This is a genomic window from Acinetobacter sp. IK23 (assembly GCF_035615275.1).
Classification (GTDB): domain Bacteria; phylum Pseudomonadota; class Gammaproteobacteria; order Pseudomonadales; family Moraxellaceae; genus Acinetobacter; species Acinetobacter seifertii.
Genome location: NZ_JANBNX010000041.1, coordinates 1 through 18,637 on the forward strand (window position 1 = coordinate 1; position 18,637 = coordinate 18,637).

14 protein-coding genes and 3 pseudogenes are annotated in these 18,637 nt (G+C 38.3%); 13 read left to right on the top strand and 4 right to left on the bottom strand.

Annotated elements, in window-relative coordinates; all coding sequences use genetic code 11:
- Window positions 1-111: 111 nt before the first annotated feature.
- The 8 genes and pseudogenes from MSG95_RS17860 to MSG95_RS17895 all read left to right on the top strand — a co-directional run bounded on the left by MSG95_RS17860 (window position 112) and on the right by MSG95_RS17895 (window position 10,739).
- Window positions 112-831 (top strand): annotated as a pseudogene (locus MSG95_RS17860) (response regulator transcription factor).
- Window positions 832-923: 92 nt separating this feature from the next.
- The gene (iaaH, locus tag MSG95_RS17865; protein WP_324645166.1) at window positions 924-2,384 is read left to right on the top strand and encodes an indoleacetamide hydrolase; all 1,461 of its coding nucleotides are present in this window, start codon (window positions 924-926) and stop codon (window positions 2,382-2,384) included.
- Window positions 2,385-3,065: 681 nt separating this feature from the next.
- A complete protein-coding gene (locus MSG95_RS17870; protein WP_077166256.1) occupies window positions 3,066-4,127 on the top strand; it encodes an HlyD family secretion protein in 1,062 nt (353 codons plus the stop codon).
- Between the two features lie 23 nt (window positions 4,128-4,150).
- Window positions 4,151-5,698 (top strand): DHA2 family efflux MFS transporter permease subunit, encoded by a 1,548-nt coding sequence (locus MSG95_RS17875; RefSeq protein WP_019456767.1) that lies wholly within the window; start codon window positions 4,151-4,153, stop codon window positions 5,696-5,698.
- Window positions 5,699-5,886: 188 nt separating this feature from the next.
- Entirely contained in the window at window positions 5,887-6,675 is a 789-nt protein-coding gene (locus MSG95_RS17880; protein WP_171057761.1) for a hypothetical protein, read from the top strand.
- The gene (locus MSG95_RS17885; RefSeq protein WP_324645167.1) at window positions 6,672-8,258 is read left to right on the top strand and encodes a GH3 family domain-containing protein; all 1,587 of its coding nucleotides are present in this window, start codon (window positions 6,672-6,674) and stop codon (window positions 8,256-8,258) included. Before MSG95_RS17880 ends, MSG95_RS17885 begins: the two co-directional genes overlap by 4 nt.
- The gene (locus MSG95_RS17890; RefSeq protein ID WP_213033564.1) at window positions 8,255-9,583 is read left to right on the top strand and encodes a TolC family protein; all 1,329 of its coding nucleotides are present in this window, start codon (window positions 8,255-8,257) and stop codon (window positions 9,581-9,583) included. Before MSG95_RS17885 ends, MSG95_RS17890 begins: the two co-directional genes overlap by 4 nt.
- Window positions 9,576-10,739 (top strand): hypothetical protein, encoded by a 1,164-nt coding sequence (locus MSG95_RS17895; RefSeq protein ID WP_324624778.1) that lies wholly within the window; start codon window positions 9,576-9,578, stop codon window positions 10,737-10,739. The genes MSG95_RS17890 and MSG95_RS17895 overlap by 8 nt, the downstream gene beginning before the upstream one ends.
- A gap of 201 nt (window positions 10,740-10,940) precedes the next feature.
- On the opposite strand, the gene MSG95_RS17900 is transcribed toward MSG95_RS17895, so the two are convergent.
- Window positions 10,941-11,381 carry an HD domain-containing protein gene (locus MSG95_RS17900; protein WP_049065179.1) on the bottom strand — a complete coding sequence of 147 codons (441 nt, stop codon included), beginning with the start codon at window positions 11,379-11,381 and terminating at the stop codon, window positions 10,941-10,943.
- A 292-nt stretch (window positions 11,382-11,673) separates the two neighbouring features.
- Between MSG95_RS17900 and MSG95_RS17905 the strand changes: the two genes are divergently transcribed.
- The 3 genes and pseudogenes from MSG95_RS17905 to MSG95_RS17915 all read left to right on the top strand — a co-directional run.
- On the top strand, window positions 11,674-13,005 hold the full coding sequence (locus MSG95_RS17905) for a type II toxin-antitoxin system HipA family toxin (RefSeq protein ID WP_324624777.1): 1,332 nt from the start codon (window positions 11,674-11,676) through the stop codon (window positions 13,003-13,005).
- Entirely contained in the window at window positions 13,002-13,310 is a 309-nt protein-coding gene (locus tag MSG95_RS17910) for a helix-turn-helix domain-containing protein (RefSeq protein WP_077165552.1), read from the top strand. Before MSG95_RS17905 ends, MSG95_RS17910 begins: the two co-directional genes overlap by 4 nt.
- A 725-nt stretch (window positions 13,311-14,035) precedes the next feature.
- Window positions 14,036-14,236 (top strand): annotated as a pseudogene (locus MSG95_RS17915) (TetR/AcrR family transcriptional regulator); the annotation flags it as partial.
- Here the strand turns inward: MSG95_RS17915 and MSG95_RS17920 are convergent.
- Together MSG95_RS17920 and MSG95_RS17925 are read right to left on the bottom strand one after the other, a co-directional pair.
- Window positions 14,220-14,678 (bottom strand): annotated as a pseudogene (locus tag MSG95_RS17920) (hypothetical protein); the annotation flags it as partial. The pseudogenes MSG95_RS17915 and MSG95_RS17920 overlap by 17 nt on opposite strands.
- A 9-nt stretch (window positions 14,679-14,687) precedes the next feature.
- Window positions 14,688-15,233, bottom strand: a complete 546-nt coding sequence (locus MSG95_RS17925) for a PAAR domain-containing protein (protein ID WP_324624774.1) — start codon at window positions 15,231-15,233, stop codon at window positions 14,688-14,690.
- Window positions 15,234-15,411: 178 nt separating this feature from the next.
- On the opposite strand from MSG95_RS17925, the gene MSG95_RS17930 reads away from it, so the two are divergent.
- Together MSG95_RS17930 and MSG95_RS17935 are read left to right on the top strand one after the other, a co-directional pair.
- The gene (locus MSG95_RS17930) at window positions 15,412-15,930 is read left to right on the top strand and encodes a GNAT family N-acetyltransferase (protein WP_324624773.1); all 519 of its coding nucleotides are present in this window, start codon (window positions 15,412-15,414) and stop codon (window positions 15,928-15,930) included.
- A 78-nt stretch (window positions 15,931-16,008) separates the two neighbouring features.
- Complete coding sequence (locus MSG95_RS17935; RefSeq protein WP_324624772.1) at window positions 16,009-16,782, top strand: tetratricopeptide repeat protein; 774 nt, start codon at window positions 16,009-16,011, stop codon at window positions 16,780-16,782.
- A 75-nt stretch (window positions 16,783-16,857) separates the two neighbouring features.
- Here the strand turns inward: MSG95_RS17935 and adeT1 are convergent, their stop codons facing one another.
- Complete coding sequence (gene adeT1 / locus MSG95_RS17940; protein WP_151819470.1) at window positions 16,858-17,853, bottom strand: putative multidrug efflux protein AdeT1; 996 nt, start codon at window positions 17,851-17,853, stop codon at window positions 16,858-16,860.
- Between the last annotated feature and the right edge of the window lie 784 nt (window positions 17,854-18,637).

Sequence of the window (18,637 nt, forward strand, 5' to 3'; positions counted from 1 at the left end):
ACCGACACATAAAGTGACCCAGATTGAAGAGTTACTGCCACACTGCTGGAAACCTAAATCGAATTAAAAAATTGGTATGGGATTCAGCGGACGCTTACGTATAGGTAAACGATGACCGCACTTTTAGAAAAGGATTTCAGCCCATCTGAGTTTACATTGTTCTCCGAAATATTATGGAAACTTGGCTCAGGGAAGGGGCAATACAATTTACGTGAAAATATCCTTGCAGATATTGCCATTTTATTGCGGGCTGATTTCGCTGCATCTTACATTTGGGATTCAACCCATAACTTATCGAAAGAAGGTGTGATATGGAAAATCGACCCAAAAGCCATGAAGGACTATGAGTGTGTTTGACAATTTGATGATCCGATTACGGCACAGCTTCGCAAACGCCAAAAACCAACTTTCGTAAACGAAGTCATGCCTCTAGCAGACCTTAAAAAAACAGGCTATTACAATGAGTTTTTAAAAACCTATGGTTTGTATCACGGTATAAATATTTATTTTGTCCGAAATGGTATGGATATTGGTGATTTACGCATTTGGCGTGCAAAAGATGCTGACATGTTTGGTGAGCGTGAAAAAAGAATATTAAATTTACTTGAGCCTTATTTTACTCAATCCTTACCCACTGATTTATCAAGCCAATACGGTTTGACTTCGCGTGAACAAGAAGTGGTTCGCTTGGTATCTAAAGGTTTAAGTGATAAAGATGTGGCCAATTTACTGGATATTAGCTTTACTACATTAAGAACACATTTAAACAATTCTATGAGAAAAATCGGCTGCAATAATCGCACTGAAATGGCCTTGCTCATTCGACATTAAAGTTTAAGCAATCCTCAATTTTGAGGATGCGAATGAATGAGCAATTTGTACTAAGTTTCTAAAATTACAACTTAAATGGATTAAAAATTACTATGTTAAATACAAATGAAAAAATTAATTGGATCAAATCACTTGATCTATCAAATGCTTCAGTAGATATCATTACTAAACTCATTCATGAAAGAAAAGTATCTTGTGAAGAGCTTGTGTATCATTACTTCGATACTATTGAAAAACAGCAATCCTTAAATGCATTTATTAGCACAGATAAAGCTTCAGCAATTCAACAAGCTCAATATTGGGATAAATACCTACTGAGTGGAAAACCGTGTCCAGCTTTAATGGGTATTTTAATTGCGGTTAAAGATAATATTCATGTTGCAGGTTTTCCGAATAGTGCAGGTACGCCAGCTTTAGCCCAATTTAGGCCGCAAACTTCTGCCCCAGTTATTCAAAAGCTTATTGAGCAAGGTGCAATCATTGTTGGTAAAGCCAATATGCACGAATTAGCCTTTGGGGTAACAGGTTATAATACTGCCATGCATATAGAGGGCGTTGTGGGTACAAGAAATGCCGTAAACCCGTTACATATTGCTGGTGGGTCTTCTTCGGGTAGTGCGGTGGCTGTTGCAGCGGGCATGGTTCCGATTGCTATGGGTACCGATACGGGTGCTTCTATTCGACTGCCAAGTGCCCTAAATGGTTGTGTGGGTTTTCGTCCAACGGTAGGACGATATTCACAAGAAGGTATTACCCCAATTTCACATACTCGCGATACCGCTGGCCCAATAGCGCATACCGTATCTGATGTTATTTTAATTGATGAGCTTATTACTCAAGAACCAAGAAAAGAACCACTTGAGCCTCATCAAATTCGACTCGGTATCAATTCATATTTTTGGAATCATTTAGATGAAGACGTACATGAACAGGCTCATATTGCGCTTGAACTTTTAAAAAGTGCAGGAGTTGAAATTATTTCCGTTGATATGCCGAATTTAGAACAGCTCAATCAAGCAGTTTCATTTCCCGTGGTTATCTATGAAGGTAAATATGATCTGATTCAATATTTAAAAGATCATCGTATAGACCTAACCTTAGAATCTGTAGTCGATCAGATCTCAAGTCCAGATGTACAGGCAATTTTTAAACTAAATATTCTTCCTGAGTTAACTCTAGATCCGAATGGTCAACTTGTTCCCGTTTTACCTTTGTATGAAAAAGCGATTCGTGAAGCTCGGCCACAATTGCTTGAACTCTATCAAAACACATTTAAAGCGCATAACTTACATGCTTTATTATTCCCAACATCACCAATTGTTGCACCACTAGCAAACGAACAAGTCTATTCAATTGAAACTTTCCAGACCCTCATGCGAAATACAGATCCCGGCAGTAATATAGGAATACCAGGGCTGAGTTTACCTATTGGAAAGGGGGCGAAATCAAAACTACCAGTTGGTTTAGAAATAGATGGCTTAGCTCATCAGGATAGTGAAATACTTGCTATTGGAATAACTTTAGAAAAAATTTTCAAACGTTTAAATCAATAAAAAATCACTTAAACTACTATTTTTAAAGGTTTGTTTTTGCTTTTAAATAATAGCTATGAGGTTGTTTTCTGCTTTTATTTTATCTGGAAAAATATAAGTCATTTTACTCGGTAGAGTGACTTAATTATTAAAAATTACCGTTTATCATCTTTAATGATTTTGTTAGATTTCTTATTGTTGTTTTTAAAAAAATAATATTTATAAATTATATATATTCTATATGTATAAGTATAAAAATTTTGATTGTTAACTCATTTTTAAATTACATGTTATTTTAGTTAATAGTACTTAAATATTACACAATAAAACTTATTGTTAACATTTCTGCAATAAATTAACCGATTTGGAGTTTTGAGTAAAATATAAATAATTTTTGTAATTTGTTAATTAACAGACGTTTATGTTTGATTTTTAAATCGATTTATTAAGAGAAATCTATCGTAATTAGAATTAAATATTTTTTAAATATAGTTTATATAACATGATTTATTGACATAAATAGAAAAAATATATGGCAAAGAGGTCAATGATATTTAATTAACTTCAGAACCATAATTTGCACCAAATTTTACGCTGTCACGATTCATTGAATAAAACCAAGTGAAAAGTTACGTAAATAAGAAACCAATAATTTTATTGGCTTAAATAAAAAATCGAATATTACAAATAAGCGGAATGAATATGGATAACGTAGCTCAGCTAGAAACTGATACTAATTTCCAAAGTCGAAAGAAAATAACATGGGGTGTTTTTAGTGTCCTGTTGTTATTTTTAGTTGCTGGTATCGTATATTATTTTTTTGTATACCGATTTTATCAATCTACTGATAATGCTTATGTGCAAGCCGATGTAACTTGGGTGATGCCAAAGATTTCAGGCGAAGTGATGGAGTTATTAATTAATGATAATCAGGTGGTAAAAAAAGGGGAAACTTTAGCGGTATTAGATCACCGCGATTATCAAGCTCGTTATGATCAAGCCCGTTCTGTGGTCAGCTTAAAAGAAGCCGCACTAGGTGTACAACAACAAAATGAAAAGTCTGCTAAGTCATCAATTACAGAAGCAAATAGTGGTGTAGTGGCAGCACAAGCCGATTTAACTCGCTTAAGAAAAGAGTTTGAACGTTATCAAGACTTATTAAAAGATGGCGTGATTACCCGACAAAACTTTGAGGGTATTCAGTCTCAATATTTAACCGCTCAAGCACAGCTCAGTAAAGCACAAGCCGCCGTAAATGCAGCAGAAGCTCAATTGGGGAGCTTACAAGCCAGTCGAGCACAGCTTTTAGCAGATATTCAAAGTGCCAATGCAAATTTAAACCTGTATCAGGTCGATCTGGCTTCCTCAAAAGTGGTGAGTCCTGTTTCGGGCAAGATCGGTAGCCTTGCAATTCAAAAAGGCTCACGTGTTTCTCCGCAAACTCGTTTAATGGCGATCATTCCTGAAAATAGTTTGTATGTGCAAGCGAACTTCAAAGAAACCCAAATTGAAAAAATGCATGTTGGTCAGAAGGTGAAGTTAAAACTTGATGCTTATCCGAGCCTCACCTATACCGGAAAAATTGAGAGCTTTTCACCAGCTTCAGGCGCAACTTTCTCACTCATGCCACCAGACAATGCAACGGGCAACTTTAACAAAGTTGTACAGCGTATTCCTGTGCGTATTGCCATAGATTCAAGCCCGCATATTGATTTGATAAAACCTGGAATGTCGGTGAGTGCCACCGTTGACTTAAGAACTTAATAAAAATTTTAGGTAATAAGAAAATGAATAAGCATGTTGAAGCCGAGTGGAGGTTTCCTGCAAAAACTGCATGGGCAATTTTTGCTGCCATGATTTTTGGCAACTTCATGGCGATTCTTGATATTCAGATTGTGGCGAGTTCTCTAAACGAAGTTCAAGCTGGCATGAGTGCAAGTCGTTATGAAGTCACTTGGGTACAAACGGTTTATTTAATTGCCGAAATTATTGCAATTCCAATGTCGAGTATTGTCTCGCGGGTGCTTTCGACACGGGTGTATTACACCATGTGTGCAATTGGTTTTACGGTGAGTTCATTACTTTGTGCTTTGTCGTGGAACTTGGAAAGTTTACTGGTGTTCCGTGGCATTCAAGGCTTTATGGGCGGCGGTATGATTCCGACTTCCATGACGGCGTTGTACTTACTGTTCCCCGAACCAAAACGCTCATTGCCTTTGGTCATGTTTGGCATGATCAGTACTTTAGGCCCAGCGATTGGCCCCACCATTGGAGGTTGGCTCACCAATAATTTCTCATGGCACTGGATGTTCCTGATCAATATTATTCCGGGCATTATCATTGCCACGGTCATTTACTCAGGCCCAAATATCGACCGTGCCAATTATTCACTCATCAAAAGCATGGACTGGTTTAGTCTGGTTGGTATGGCAATGTTTCTGGGTGGGCTTGAATATTTCCTCGATGAAGGCGCGCGCCATGACTGGCTTGCGGACACAGGCGTTCGTATCGCTTTTATGGTTTGCCTAATAGGCGGCATGATTTTCTTCTCTCGAAGTTTTACTCAGCCTAAGCCTTTGCTCGATTTATCGGTATTTAAAAACAAAAACTTTACCTTAAGTGCCATCACAACGTTTGTGATTGGTATGGCGCTGTATGGCTTGGGTTACATGATTCCCGTGTTTCTTGGGCAAGTCCGTGAAATGAACAGTAGCCAAATTGGTCATGTCATGATGGTGACAGGTATTGTCATGTTCTGTTTTGCGCCGTTCCTTGCGTGGCTTATTCCCAATTTTGATACCCGCAAAACCGTATTTGTCGGAATGGTTCTGGCGGGCTTTGGTGTATGGCTCAATTCGCACCTCAGCATTCACAGCGATTACGACTTTATGTTTTGGCCGCAAATTTACCGCGGTATTGGTCTTATGATCTGCCTAATTGTGGTGTCGCATTTGGCGATGAGCACTTTGCCACTGAGTAAAGTGGCCGATGCCAGCGGTATTTATAACCTGATGCGTAACATTGGCGGCGCGGTTGGACTGGCGCTGATTAACTCATCCTTAGACTGGCTGACCGCCATGCATGTCACCCAAATTAATCAGGCGATGACACCGCAAAATTGGATATTTACAGAACGACTCGATCAGCTTACGGCGCAATATCAAGAAGTCGGTGCAAATGCCCAGCAAATCGCGCTGAGTGTGATTTACCGCGACATTCATTTTCAGGCACTGACATCTAGCTTCAATGATTTATTACGCATGCTCGCAATCATCATGTTTGTGACCGCCTTTTTAACCATCTTTATGGACAGGGGGAAGAAAATGAATATGTAAATTTTTAGCAGTAAAAGACAGCTTTTTAAAGAATGAAAACAATAGGGCATATCAAAACGTATCCCTTCTTAGAAAAAGAACATTTATACGAGTTTCTAACATCGCCGTACGAGCGAGCGGAACTCACAGATCTGGATGTGGGAGATTAAAGTATTATGATTAATACAACATATAAACTGATTTCAAAATTGAACCTGAAAAACACAACTTATGGGCAATATTTTGAAAGAGAGCAAATTGATACTGATCGACTAAAAGTGATGTATTCCATTTACGAACAGTATTATGAAAATACCAGATTTTCTATTTTTGTAGACGATTTTAAAAATAAAAGCGGTGCGATCTTAATTTTTGACTCTGAGACAGATGAGATTGTCGGTTTCTCGACTGTGGTGGTTCAGCACTTCTACTTAAACGGTAAAGACTACACCGTGCTCTTTAGCGGTGATACGGTTATTTTGAAGAAGTTCTGGGGCACGCGTAGCTTACAAAGTACCATGCTCAAGCTCATGATTAAGCTTCGCATCAAATATCCTTTTAACGAACTCTATTGGTTACTCATTTCTAAGGGCTATAAGACCTATCTGTTACTTGCCAATAATTACTATGTGTATTACCCAAACATTAAAGATGAAAACCAACACCTTTCGGAAGTGGTTGAGCACTACTGTGAGAAATTCTTTGGTGAATACTACGACCGTGAAGCAGGCTTACTCAACTTCGGTGATGACTATCAGCCATTAAAAGGCGAAGTTGCACCCATTACCGCCGAAATGCGAGAAAAGAATCCAAACATTCATTTCTTTGAACAAAAAAATCCGACATGGAAAGCCGGTACAGAACTGCCGTGTATAGGTCGTCTGGGCTGGAAAGATATTGCCCGTTTCCCAGTCAAGCTTATGACGAAGCCGACCAGTAAAGGAAAGTTTGAAGCTTGTGTAACCCATAAAACAAAACGTAGAGAGGCTATCCAATGAAATCTAATGAATGGCTGACTCTAGGCTCGCATCTTATTTTAAAAAAATGGTGTGATGCATCTGACCGTAATTTTCAAAAGCAGTTTAATGCTTTAGAAACCACACAACGTCAAATTTTGCATTCGATATTACAGACTTCCACCTTTGCCAAAGATAAAAAGGTTCAAAACTATGAGCAGTTTGTAAAAGCCTTTCCTGCGACTCGCTATAGCGCATGGCGAGAAGACATTCAACGTTACCGTGAACAAAAGCTTTCACTCTCTAACAGCAAGCTGGTTCGTTTCCAGCCAACCAGTGGTTCGAGTGAACAAATCAAGTTTATTCCATATACCAAGCTGTTTTTAGATGAGCTTGACCATGCGATTGCGCCGTGGATGGCAAGTTTATACCGTAAGTGTCCAGAGCTGAGTTCGGGTACACACTACTGGTCAGTATCATGGTTGCCTGAAAGCCAGCGTGAAGTTTTAAAAGACAAAAATTTAAATGATGACAGTGCGCTACTTGGCGTAGGTAAACGCATACTGTCTAAGTTTACCCAAGCCGTTCCAAGTAATGTTGCCTTTGCAGCCAATGCTGACGATGCACTATTTGCCACCATTTGTTATTTGGTCGCAAACCGTAACTTAGCGATGATTTCGGTATGGAGCCCGACTTTTGCGCTGCAATTACTTGAGCGTTTAGAGTCATTACAAAATGACGTGATAGAGGTGCTTAACAGTGGTAAATGGGGCAACCGTCAGGCTTCACTAAAAGAAGTGACCGCACCGCATAGCCCTGAAAGTGCTCAAGCCCTAATTGCAAGTTCAAACGGCACACAGATCGACTTTGAAAAACTTTGGCCAAAGTTAAGTCTGGTTTCGAGTTGGGATACCGCAGGCTCAAAAGCTTGGGCAGAAAAATTAAAAGAAAAATTACCCAGTGTTCAGTTTGAAGGCAAAGGGTTATGGGCAACCGAAGGTGTAGTGACTATTCCCTATAACGACCAATACCCATTGGCCTACCAAAGTCATTTCTATGAGTTTGAATACTTAGAGGGTGAGAAACAAGGTCAAATCGTTCCTTCATGGCAACTCAAACAAGGCGATGTGGTGAGCCCACTCATTACTTCGGGTAATGGCTTACTGCGTTATTGTCTAGATGACTGCTTAAAAGTGACTGGCTTTATAGAGCAAATTCCGTGTTTTGAGTTCCAAGGCCGCCGTTTTGGGGTAGATCTGGTCGGTGAGAAACTTGCACCTGAAACCGCTCAACAGCTGTTGTCACAGCTAAACGAAACGGAATCTAAAGCGATTTCTTTACTTGCGATTGATACCCAACAACAGGTTAAACCATTTTACTGTGTGCTTTTTGAAGGTGAAATTCATCACAGCATTAGCAATGAATATATCGACAGTATTTTACGTCAAAACTTTCATTATGAACTTGCACGAAACTTGGGGCAGCTCGACCAGCCTCAAATTCGTCAAGCCAATAACGGCTGGAAGGCGTATAAGCAACTGGTCATGTTTGATGGCATTATCGAAGGCAATATCAAACCTGAGCCACTTAAAAAAGTCACCCTCAATAGTTTGGAACGACTATGAAAGGGATGAAGTCATTTAATACTCGATTTTTAACACTTCGACACGCCTTGTATTTAGGCGTGTTGGTTGTGTCGAATACACAGGCCATGACTTTAGACGAGGCGTTGTCTGCTAGCTTAAGACATGAAAGTCAGCTTGAAGTCAGCCGTTTAAGCGTAAACCAGTCTACCGCTATGCTTGAACAGGCTAAACAGCGTGATGGACTCAAAGTCAATTTAGTCGGTCAACTCGACTATGAAAGAATAGATACGCCGCCAAAAGTCATGTTTCCAACCGAAGGAAACCGTAAAGGACGAAGTTTGCAGTTACAGGCTGATTATCCGATTTATACCTCTGGGCGGCATCGTTTGGGGATAGATATTGCCCAGAGTCAGCTTTCTGCTCAACACCAAGGCTTGTCAGATCAACGGTCGGAAACGATTTTAAACACGGTCATGGTCTATACCGACGTATTAAAAAAGAAAGCTATTTTAGAACTTAGACAAAAGACCATGGCGAACCTGCAACGGTCTTTATATGAGTCAAAGCGCCGTTTTGATGTTGGTATGATTACCCGTGCAGATTTGGCTCAGGTTTTGGCACAAGTTGCGCAAGGCCAAGCCGATATTACACAGGCGCAGTCTAACTTGACTGTAAGTGAAGCACAGTTTTACCAAGTGACAGGTACAACACCAGACAACCTTGTTGCCATTAAACAATTACCTGCTATACCGAATGGGCTAGATGAGATTTTGGCGCAAACCAAGAATCATCCGGCTTTAATGCGCGCTAAATACGAAATGCAAGCCGCAGAGAAACAATACGCTTTAACTAAACGGGAACTCTGGCCAATGGTTATGCTGACCAGCCGTGCCGGAAAGCAAGATGAAGCAAGTTATATTGGTTCTGAAAGTAACAACTATATGGTCGGGTTACAGCTCAATGTACCGCTCTATGACGATGGCTTAAATCGCGCCAATGTTAAAAAAGCGCAGGCTGATATCGATTTGGCTCATCAGAAAATACGAAGCCTTGAACTGGACTTAAATAAGCGTACCCGTACCACCTATGCGCAGCTTCAAACCATCCGACAAAATAAAGATGCATTGGCAAATGCCATAGAGGCAGCGTCTATTGCCTTTGTCTATACACGTAAAGAGTTTGATGTAGGCACCAAAACGACCTTTGATTTGCTCAATACCGAGCAGAAGCTACTAGATGCACAAACCCAAAAAACCGTAAATGACCAAGACGAAGTAGTGTTTGTCTATCAGTTACTTGACCAAATGGGTCGTTTAAATAGTTTGGTTCCTATGCAGACCGCACAACAGGTGAATAATGAATAAAATAAATCCACCACTGCCAGAAAATACCCTGATTACCCGTGAAGCAACTTTGGCAGATGACGAGGCTTTACGAGACTTAATCGCCGTACCGATGGCCACCAAAGGCATACAAATTAGCTTTCAGCGTGAACCGAGTTATTTTAGAGCGTCCGATATTGTTTATCGGCATAAACTGCATGTTGTGATTGAAGACCTAGAGAGTCAAAAGAAGCTCGCTTGTTATAGCAATGGCTATCGTCCTTGTTATGTCGATCGGAGCGTTCAAAACTTGCGATACGCTGGCGACTTACGGGTAGATCATAGCTATCGGGGTAAATCACTGGTGAAGGTATTAGCCAAGCATGTAAAACAGACCATGCATGCACCTAACTTTAGCCAAATGATTATTTTTGATGATAACCATGCCGCACGCGCCGCTATACAAACAGGTAAAACGGGAATGCCCGATTATTATGATGAAGGACTTATAGAGACACTGAGCCTGACGAGTACTGGCGCAAAACGAAAAATTACGGCTTTTTTAAAGCAGACTTCTAAACAGAGTAATGTTCAAGAGATTCATAGTTGTATAGCCGAAGCTAAACATGTGGAAGCCATGAATCAGTTTATTGCCGACATGGCAGAACACTACAACTTTATACCTGCCTATAACTTTGAAGAACTTGCTCAAGGTCATCAGTATTTTTCAGGCATAAAACTCTCAGACTTTTCACTCTACTTTAAGGGCGAAAAACTGGTGGGTATGTTTGGCTTGTGGGATCAGCACAGTATTAAGCAAACCAAGATTTTAAATTATAGTTCGGCCATAGCTGTGCTTAGACCCGTTTATAACTTGCTAACCCCAATTACTAAAGGGATGCGTTTGCCTAAACTGGGTGACTCTATTCAGTACCATGTGCTGCATACGCTTATGTGTCATCCCGAAGATTTAGCTTTGCATCATAAAATGCTCGAAGATACCTATAACCAGTCAAAACAACAGGGCGTTGGTGTCGTGAGTTTTACGCTTTCTCATAAAGATCCGCGTTATCAGCTAAACAAGTTCTATAAAGGTGAGCGTTTAACGGGTATGCATGGTTTTATTAGTTATGAGGGTGACCCAAGACCAAATTTTGATAAAAACCTGATTCCGTACTTAGAAGTTGGGCGTATTTAATGCTTAGATAGTTTCGCCGTAGGTCATCAATGCGCAAAAATTTGCTCAATTCTTATGAATGTTAAATAAACTTGAGCAAATATATGCGCAAAATGATGAATGTTCGCTACAGCAAGAGACTTTTCTCATGGTGATTTTGATTACGTTACAAAATCAAAAATAACTCGTTTGGGATTTAATAAACCTAGCGAATTTGACCCTTTAGCCCAACTTATCTTGCGCCGTTGAAACAGCTAACATAGTTTGAAGGTAATAATCGACACGTGAGTGATTATTGTCTTTATGTGAGTTATGCGCATTAAAGGCTGCATCATGGAGTTTCACCACTCGCGCAATTGGATTTAAACCACAACGGAGTAAGTATTCTTCGCGTGTTTCATCTTCTCGTTTAGTTAATGCATCGACGGCATCGCGGATTTCTTTTCCAAATAAACTTTCGATTTTGTCTAGCGTAAGAGGTGTGTCTTCAACACTGTCGTGGAGAAGGGCGGTAATAATGTAGATTTCTGAAAATTGATGCTCAATTAATGAATTGACCACACCTTTAATATGGTACTCAAAGTAATCATGAGGGCCATACTTTTGACCTTGATGAGATTCTTTTGACAATGTCTCTGCGAGTTCAACTTGATTTTGAGTCATTTTTTGCTCTTATCACTTTAAGTATATGAGGCGGCCTAATTTTAAGATGGTCGCTTAGGTCATAATTTTATACTGAATAGCTACTTTGTTGTGAATACTCTGGTTTGTTTGGAGAGCCTCCGCAACGTGATAGTCAACGTATGAAAAAGAATAAAGTAAGTTATTGCTATCTAAAAATTTGAATGCGCAAAAATTTGCTCAAATTTATCTAAAATAAATCAAATTGCGCAAATATATTCACAAAAATTCATTTTTATAGTATTTTTGAGAAAATAATTGCTCATTTACACGAATGAAAAAATTAACAATACAAGCTTTACTAAATAAAAACTGGATAGATATAGCAGAGTTAAAACTGTTAGAGCCTAAGCTGGGTTCGTCTAGTGCCAGTGAACTAGAGTATGAATTGGATTATGCCATTCAATATTCAGACAGACGAGATGAGCACGCCTGTAGTTTATCGCTTCCTGTACAAATTCTTATAAAACACGAATCGAACACATGGTTTGGCTTTTTAGATGACATTGTTCCATCTGGAGCCGCACGCCGTTATTGGGTGAACTATCTAGATTTACAACGTTTAACCCATGCAGAGCAAGAAAGTATTCTGTTAGAAAAAGGGGGAATGGCACCCGTTGGTAATTTACGAATTAAGGAAGCATTGCCTCCTCTAAACCCAGAATCAACCTTACATTTACGTTATTTTTCTAAGGATGATGTGGCTGAGCGTAATATTGATTTTCTGGAATATGCTCAACAAATGGGAGCTATTAGTGGTGGTGCAACTGGTGCAGGCGGTGAAGCTCCCAAGTTACTTATTCGTGTTTCACCAGAGCAACAAGTCTGGATTGATACCTACCAACAACAATTTGATCAGCCAGATCAACATTATCTAGTTAAATTTCCGCGAAATAAACGTAGTGAGATTGATTGTGACATTCTCAGAGCTGAATATTACTACTATCAAATACTCAATGAGTTAGGTTTCAATACGATAGAAACAACACAAATGCAGCTCATTGAAGGTACAAAATATCCATCTTTATGGCTACCAAGGTTTGACACAGAATGGCGTGATCAAAGTTGGCATCGTCATGGTCTAGAATCTGTGTATTCGATACTCAATAAGTCTTCAGGCAGTCATCTTAATCATTTTGAAGTCATTGAAGAGCTATGTACGTTACTCACAAGCATTGATTCAGATTTTGATGCTTCACAATTTGTTTGTGAGTGGTTACAACGAGATTTACTCAATATCATTTTTGGTAACTCAGATAACCACGGTCGTAATACCTCATTCCTAAAAAAATCTGGAAAAATTTATCTTTCGCCTATTTATGACTTTGCACCTATGAAAGCCGATCCGGAAGTTGTGACCAGATCAACGACTTGGGGAAGTCCATACGAAGAAGGTGGTGAATACCGTTGGGCGCAAATTACTCAAAAACTTGCTACTTGGTGTGATCCTGCCGTATCGCTAGCAACATTAAAGATTCTGGCAAATAATCTACTTGGCTTAAGACAACGACTAGTTGACAAAGGTGTTCCAAAACAAATTATTGAAATGCCTGCACTATCATTTGATTACATAGAAGCTAAATTAAAAAGATGGGAACTGCTATGAATGTAAAAAATCAAACCCAAGACCGTCAGCAAGTTCTTATCGATTTATATAAACAGTATTTGTTGAGTGAGATTACGCTAGGACAACTACTCTCGTACTTACGCAAAAATGTGTTGGGTTTGTCGCAAGAACAATATGCAACTTTGGTGGGTATAAGCCGTCGGACTTTAACTGACATTGAGCAAGATAAAGGTAAACTGACTCAGTCTGTGTTAGATAAAGTATTTAAGCCACTTGGTTTAAAAGCAGGGCTTGTGCCTACACATGAACATATTGTGAGTAAAATTATAAAGCCAAGCGAGTAGGTACCTAATGAATATTCATTAGGGTAAGCTCATGAACGTTATAAAAACAGTTTTTGAGCTTATTTGGCCTATAACTTTTTGAAATTTTAAACTTTAACTTAATGATATAAAAGATGATTGTAAATATTACTTAAGAGTTCCCTTAATTATCTAATTAAATGAAAAATAATAACTATTTAAATAATTTCTAGCCAATTTCACATTGACACCTCAAATATTGAAGATTACCATTTGCGGGCTGGCCTACATTGCCAGTCGGTTCTCGCAGACCGTATTTTTGGACTACATCAGATCTATTTCTTCTGAGGAATAGTTTTGCATGTAAATCTCGTTCCCTCCCGTAGCGGTAGGACGGGAGAGGGACACCCTCGGGTGTGCTGGAGTCCAAACCAGTCTGCGAACCCTCTTTCGTTCTGCCACCATAAATTTTATGCTCTGGCAGAACTCCATATATAAGGAGTTGGCTTTGCGCATCCATAATTTCTTGGCAACCTTTGCCAAAAGCTATAACAACACAGCTTAAAATATTTAACGCAGCTTGATCGCCGTAAGGCTTTTTCAGGCTTTAGCTCGTTATTACTTAAAACTTTCATCAACAACTAAAACTTGAGATGTGCTCGGCACAGTCTTTACGGCTTTGCTACGCCTTTTTTTCACCTTTAGAAAAGTGGAAGGCTTTTATATCTCATTTATATACAACAATAATTTTTTAAAACGGTAAAAATATGCAAAATTTAACTCTCCCAACACGTGCTTTTAACGTCGTAAATAAAGCAATTGAGCTGTTCCATTACCACGGGTTTCATTTGGTCGGTATCGACAGACTTGCGAGCGAGTCCGAAATAACCAAAATGACGTTTTATCGCTACTTTCACTCTAAAGAACGCTTTATTGAAATTTGCTTAATCGTGCAAAAAGAACGACTCCCGCATTGGATAAGGCCAAATCTATTATTTCACCAAAGTTTTGTTTAGCAATTGCCATACGAGCTTTAAAGGTATCCTTTGCAAGCTCTGTAATCATCTCAGCACCTTTATTCATAGAGTGCTTTTGAGCATATAGAGTGAACTTTAAATACATCATCGTATGAAATGAATACCGTCCCAATACTTCATCTGAAAATTGACGTAAATCGAATTCAAGACCAAAGCGTATTGCAAGATCATGCTCAAATGGATAATGCTGTTTCACCCAGTCCCATTGTGCTTGGTTCATCATAAAAGTATAAGGCACTGTTGTATGATAGTTTAGAATCTTAACAATGCTATTACATAAGAGAGGATCTAGTAATTCATCCGCATGACAGACTTTAACTTCGTTATCCAAAGAGGGAATTAATGTCGGTGAAAATACTTTATCTTGTGCCATTATCAATCCTTAAAGCGGTGGTAGCGGTTTAGAAGCATCAATCGTCTGAAACTCAACCTCATCAGGTGTAGCAGCATTGATAACATGAGTTTTACCTTCTTTATCGGTCCAACCGGTTTCTACCTTTCCATCTTTCTTATAAATAATTGAATAGGGAATATCGCTAAAGACTTTTTGTGTCTTCTCGTCCTTTAACTGGAACTGAATACCATATTCTTTAGGCTTCTCTTCTACAAAGCTATCTTGAGCAGCTATATTAGTAGCAGTTGAACCTAGAGAAGATCCGCCACCATTATCTTGAACAACTAAATTTTGTTGAGGCAATAATTTGCAACCGCATGAAAGTGAATCATTTACACGCGCGGCAGCTTTACCAAAAATTTGCATGCATGGATCGCCTGAGACAATTGTCGCAACGATTTTATGAGTTGGGCATGTAGCTTTATCACCGACACAGGCAACGGGAATACCGTCAATGAGGAACATACTGTTCCCCGAAATTACTTGGCCACCACCTGAAGTTGGGCAGCCTATTGTTATATATGGTGTTGCCAAATCTATTCCTTCTTATTTTTTGAGGAGTGTCAGAATGATAGCAATAGTAGATAGACGGTTCTGTATGGTTTTATTTAAGAAACTTCATGAAGATGGACGGTAAAAATGAAGGTATTTTTATATATAATTTCTTCACAAATAATTATTCAATTAATATCCAATAACGTAGAGAAGAAATATGAAAGATATTGAAATTTTAGAAATAAAGGAAATTGGTGACCATGAAGAAGGTTTATCGTTATTGTTAGAAGATTCTATCAATAGCGGAGCTTCTATAGGTTTCTTAGCTCCTATAGAAAAGAACGAAGTCTTAAATTATTGGCGTGAGGTCAACCATAAATTAGCACAAGGTAATAGTCGTCTATGGATTGCTATTCAACAAGGAACAGTTGTAGGTAGTGTCCAATTATCCTTAGTAAGTAAAAAGAACGGCGTTCATAGAGCCGAAGTTGAAAAACTCATGGTGCTTACAGCAGCAAGAAAACAAGGAATAGCAATATTACTAATGAATGAGCTAGAAAATTTTTCAAAAGAAAAAGGGCTTCGCTTACTTGTCTTAGATACGCGTGAAGGCGATGTGTCCGAACTTTTATATAGCAAGATTGGATTTGTTCGTGTGGGTGTAATTCCAAGTTTTGCATTAAGTTCTAACGGTAGCTATGACGGCACAGCAATTTATTATAAGAGGCTTATTTGAAGCTAGATTTAGGAACCAATAGATAATTTAGTTTCTATTGTGTTATGTGACAATCAACTAAAATAAAAAGGAATTTTAATGATTTTAAAGAAATTTATATTATTAGTCTTTTTATTGATGCTTGTAAAAAATGAGGCGTTTGCTGGTTCATCTAATGAATTACTTCTAGATGAGGGTAAAGATTATTTTGAAGGTATTAATGGTAAAGAGCGAGATTACGATAAAGCTTTAGAACTATTTTTAGTGGCTGCGAAACAAGGAAGTCCTTTAGCAGAAGCTCGAATTGCATATATGTATCAAACAGGAACTGGGGTTACTCAAGACTATTCCGAAGCTTTTAAGTGGAACCTTAAAGCTGCAAATAACGGGGAGTTACAAGCACAATATAACTTGGCATTGATGTATAAAGATGGTTTAGGTACAGAAAAAAGCGATACAGATGCTTTTAAGTGGTTTAAGCAAGCGGCACTCCAAGGTGATGCATCCGCACAAATAAATTTGGGGTTAATGTATCAAAATGGCGAAGGCGCAGATAAGAATGTAGATAAGGCATTCTTTTGGTATAAGAGTGCTGCTGCACAAAATGATTTCATGGCTTTTTATTATTTGGGAACATTTTATGAAGAAGGAATCAGTGTTAAAAAAGATGAAAAGCTTGCATTTGATTACTATCGAAAAGCTGCATTATTAGAGTATGGACTTGGCCAATATGAATTAGCCAGATGCTACGAGTATGGCATTGGAACAGATAAGAACATGAGCAAGGCCATAGAGTGGTATGGTAAAGCTGCTCAGAGAGGCAGTGACGAAGCTATCGAAAAATTGAAAGAACTAGAAAGCAAAAAATTTTAGATTCTATTGAATATAAAGCTGCCAAGGCTATTTAGAACTTACGTATCCAAATTCGCCTTTTCTGCCTTAGTATTTTTATTCATCATTTAACGCACATTCAAAATTACTTGGATTTTCTTTACATCTTACTTTTTTCAAAAAATTCATCATTTTAGGGTCGTAAATACCTGCCTTGGTTAGCTGTATACGTGCTTCGCGCATCATTTTCATATAGTTTAATTGTTCATTTTTAGGAATATCCATCCAGTATTTTGAAGGAATATCACTTTCATATTTAGCAATAACGCCAAACGTTCTGTTTAGTTGGCTGGCTACCCAAGTTCGAGACTTTTGCCCAAAACCTGCTGGAAATTGGTCTTTACGAATAATGAAGTTTGCTGAAATTTGAGTTAAGGGAAAACGAACGATTGCTCCTTTTTCACCTAGACCTTTGTATAGCTCAAAAGGTTTAAATGCCACAATAGGAGCGGGTACAATATCAATTTCATGGTTATTAAACTTTGCGCCAGCGTTGGTCACGTCTACCGATACAGCCTGACCGCCAACCTGTTGCACAAGCTTTGGTTGGGCTTCATCATATTTAAATACTCCAATTTTCTTACCGGCAGCTTTAGCGAGTGTATTGATACTTCTATCATTTACAAATAAATATGCAGGGCCAATAGTCCCTAAACCTGCAATTTCGTAAGGACCCACAACCATGTTTTTTGCGGCCATGGGTGATGACAACAGCTTATAGGCATTAATTGCCGTTTTCATATTTGTTAATGCGCCAACAGCATCTAAAGACCCTGTATATTTATTAAACTGGCGGCTACGTAAACCACTAATAATAGCGCCATCACATTTCCCAACTTTTAAGTCTTCAGCCGCAACACGTTCATCGACATATGCTTTTAAAGATAGATCAGCTCCCCAATTTTTGGCTTCAAGCGCATAGTCTTTAGCTAAAGCGAAAGCATCTCCTGACTTACCAATTGGGTCAAAAACACAGACAACTTGTTGTTTGGCATAAAGTGTTGTTGTTAAACAGGTACTTGTAATCAATAAAATAACTTTCAAACGATCCATATTTAATTATCCATTATTTAAATTATAAAAATTATTGTATGAATCTTGGTTAGATTAGATATGACACTTCAATAAAAATTTAAAGAGAAAAAGTCAAAAGACACTTTGAGTTGAATCTTATTTTTTGTGATTTAGCTATTGTTTAGATAATTTAAGATCTACAAGTAGGCTGAATTCAAGGAATAGCTGCACACACGTACTATATCAGTTTTTAAGAGCATGTAAAGAGGAGTTTTAAAATATTTATATAAATTTCAATAAGATGGAAGATGTTCTGTATATTGCAATTTAGCCTAAGCAAATTAATAACTCTAATAACCAAAAGGCGATCTAGTAAAAGAAATCTTTACGATAGCTAGTAACCAGAATACAGCTCATGAATTTAGAAAGTAGTGAGTCACTCAGCTCGCTAGGGCAAATATAAAAGTGTAATTACATTTTGTAGAAGGCTGCCTAGAGAATTATTCCGGCTAAGATTAGAAATAGGGTTATCCCAAAGGTAATTAAGAGCGCGAAGACTCAGCAGACATTGGCATAAGCTTAATAATTGACCACAGTAAAGAATAAACGGCGTAGCAGCAACGCAGAGTAGCCAGAGTCTTATATAGGTAGATTTCTACATATCTTATTTAACATAATATACATTATGCGAACTAATTTTGTAACTCCAAAATAGAAATGTCCGGTTTTTCCAAAGTAAAAATGTCCGCTTTTAGAATATGCGTATTTGCGATTATTGAAGCGGACTGTTTGATATGTTGGTGTCTATGTCGGATAAAGAACT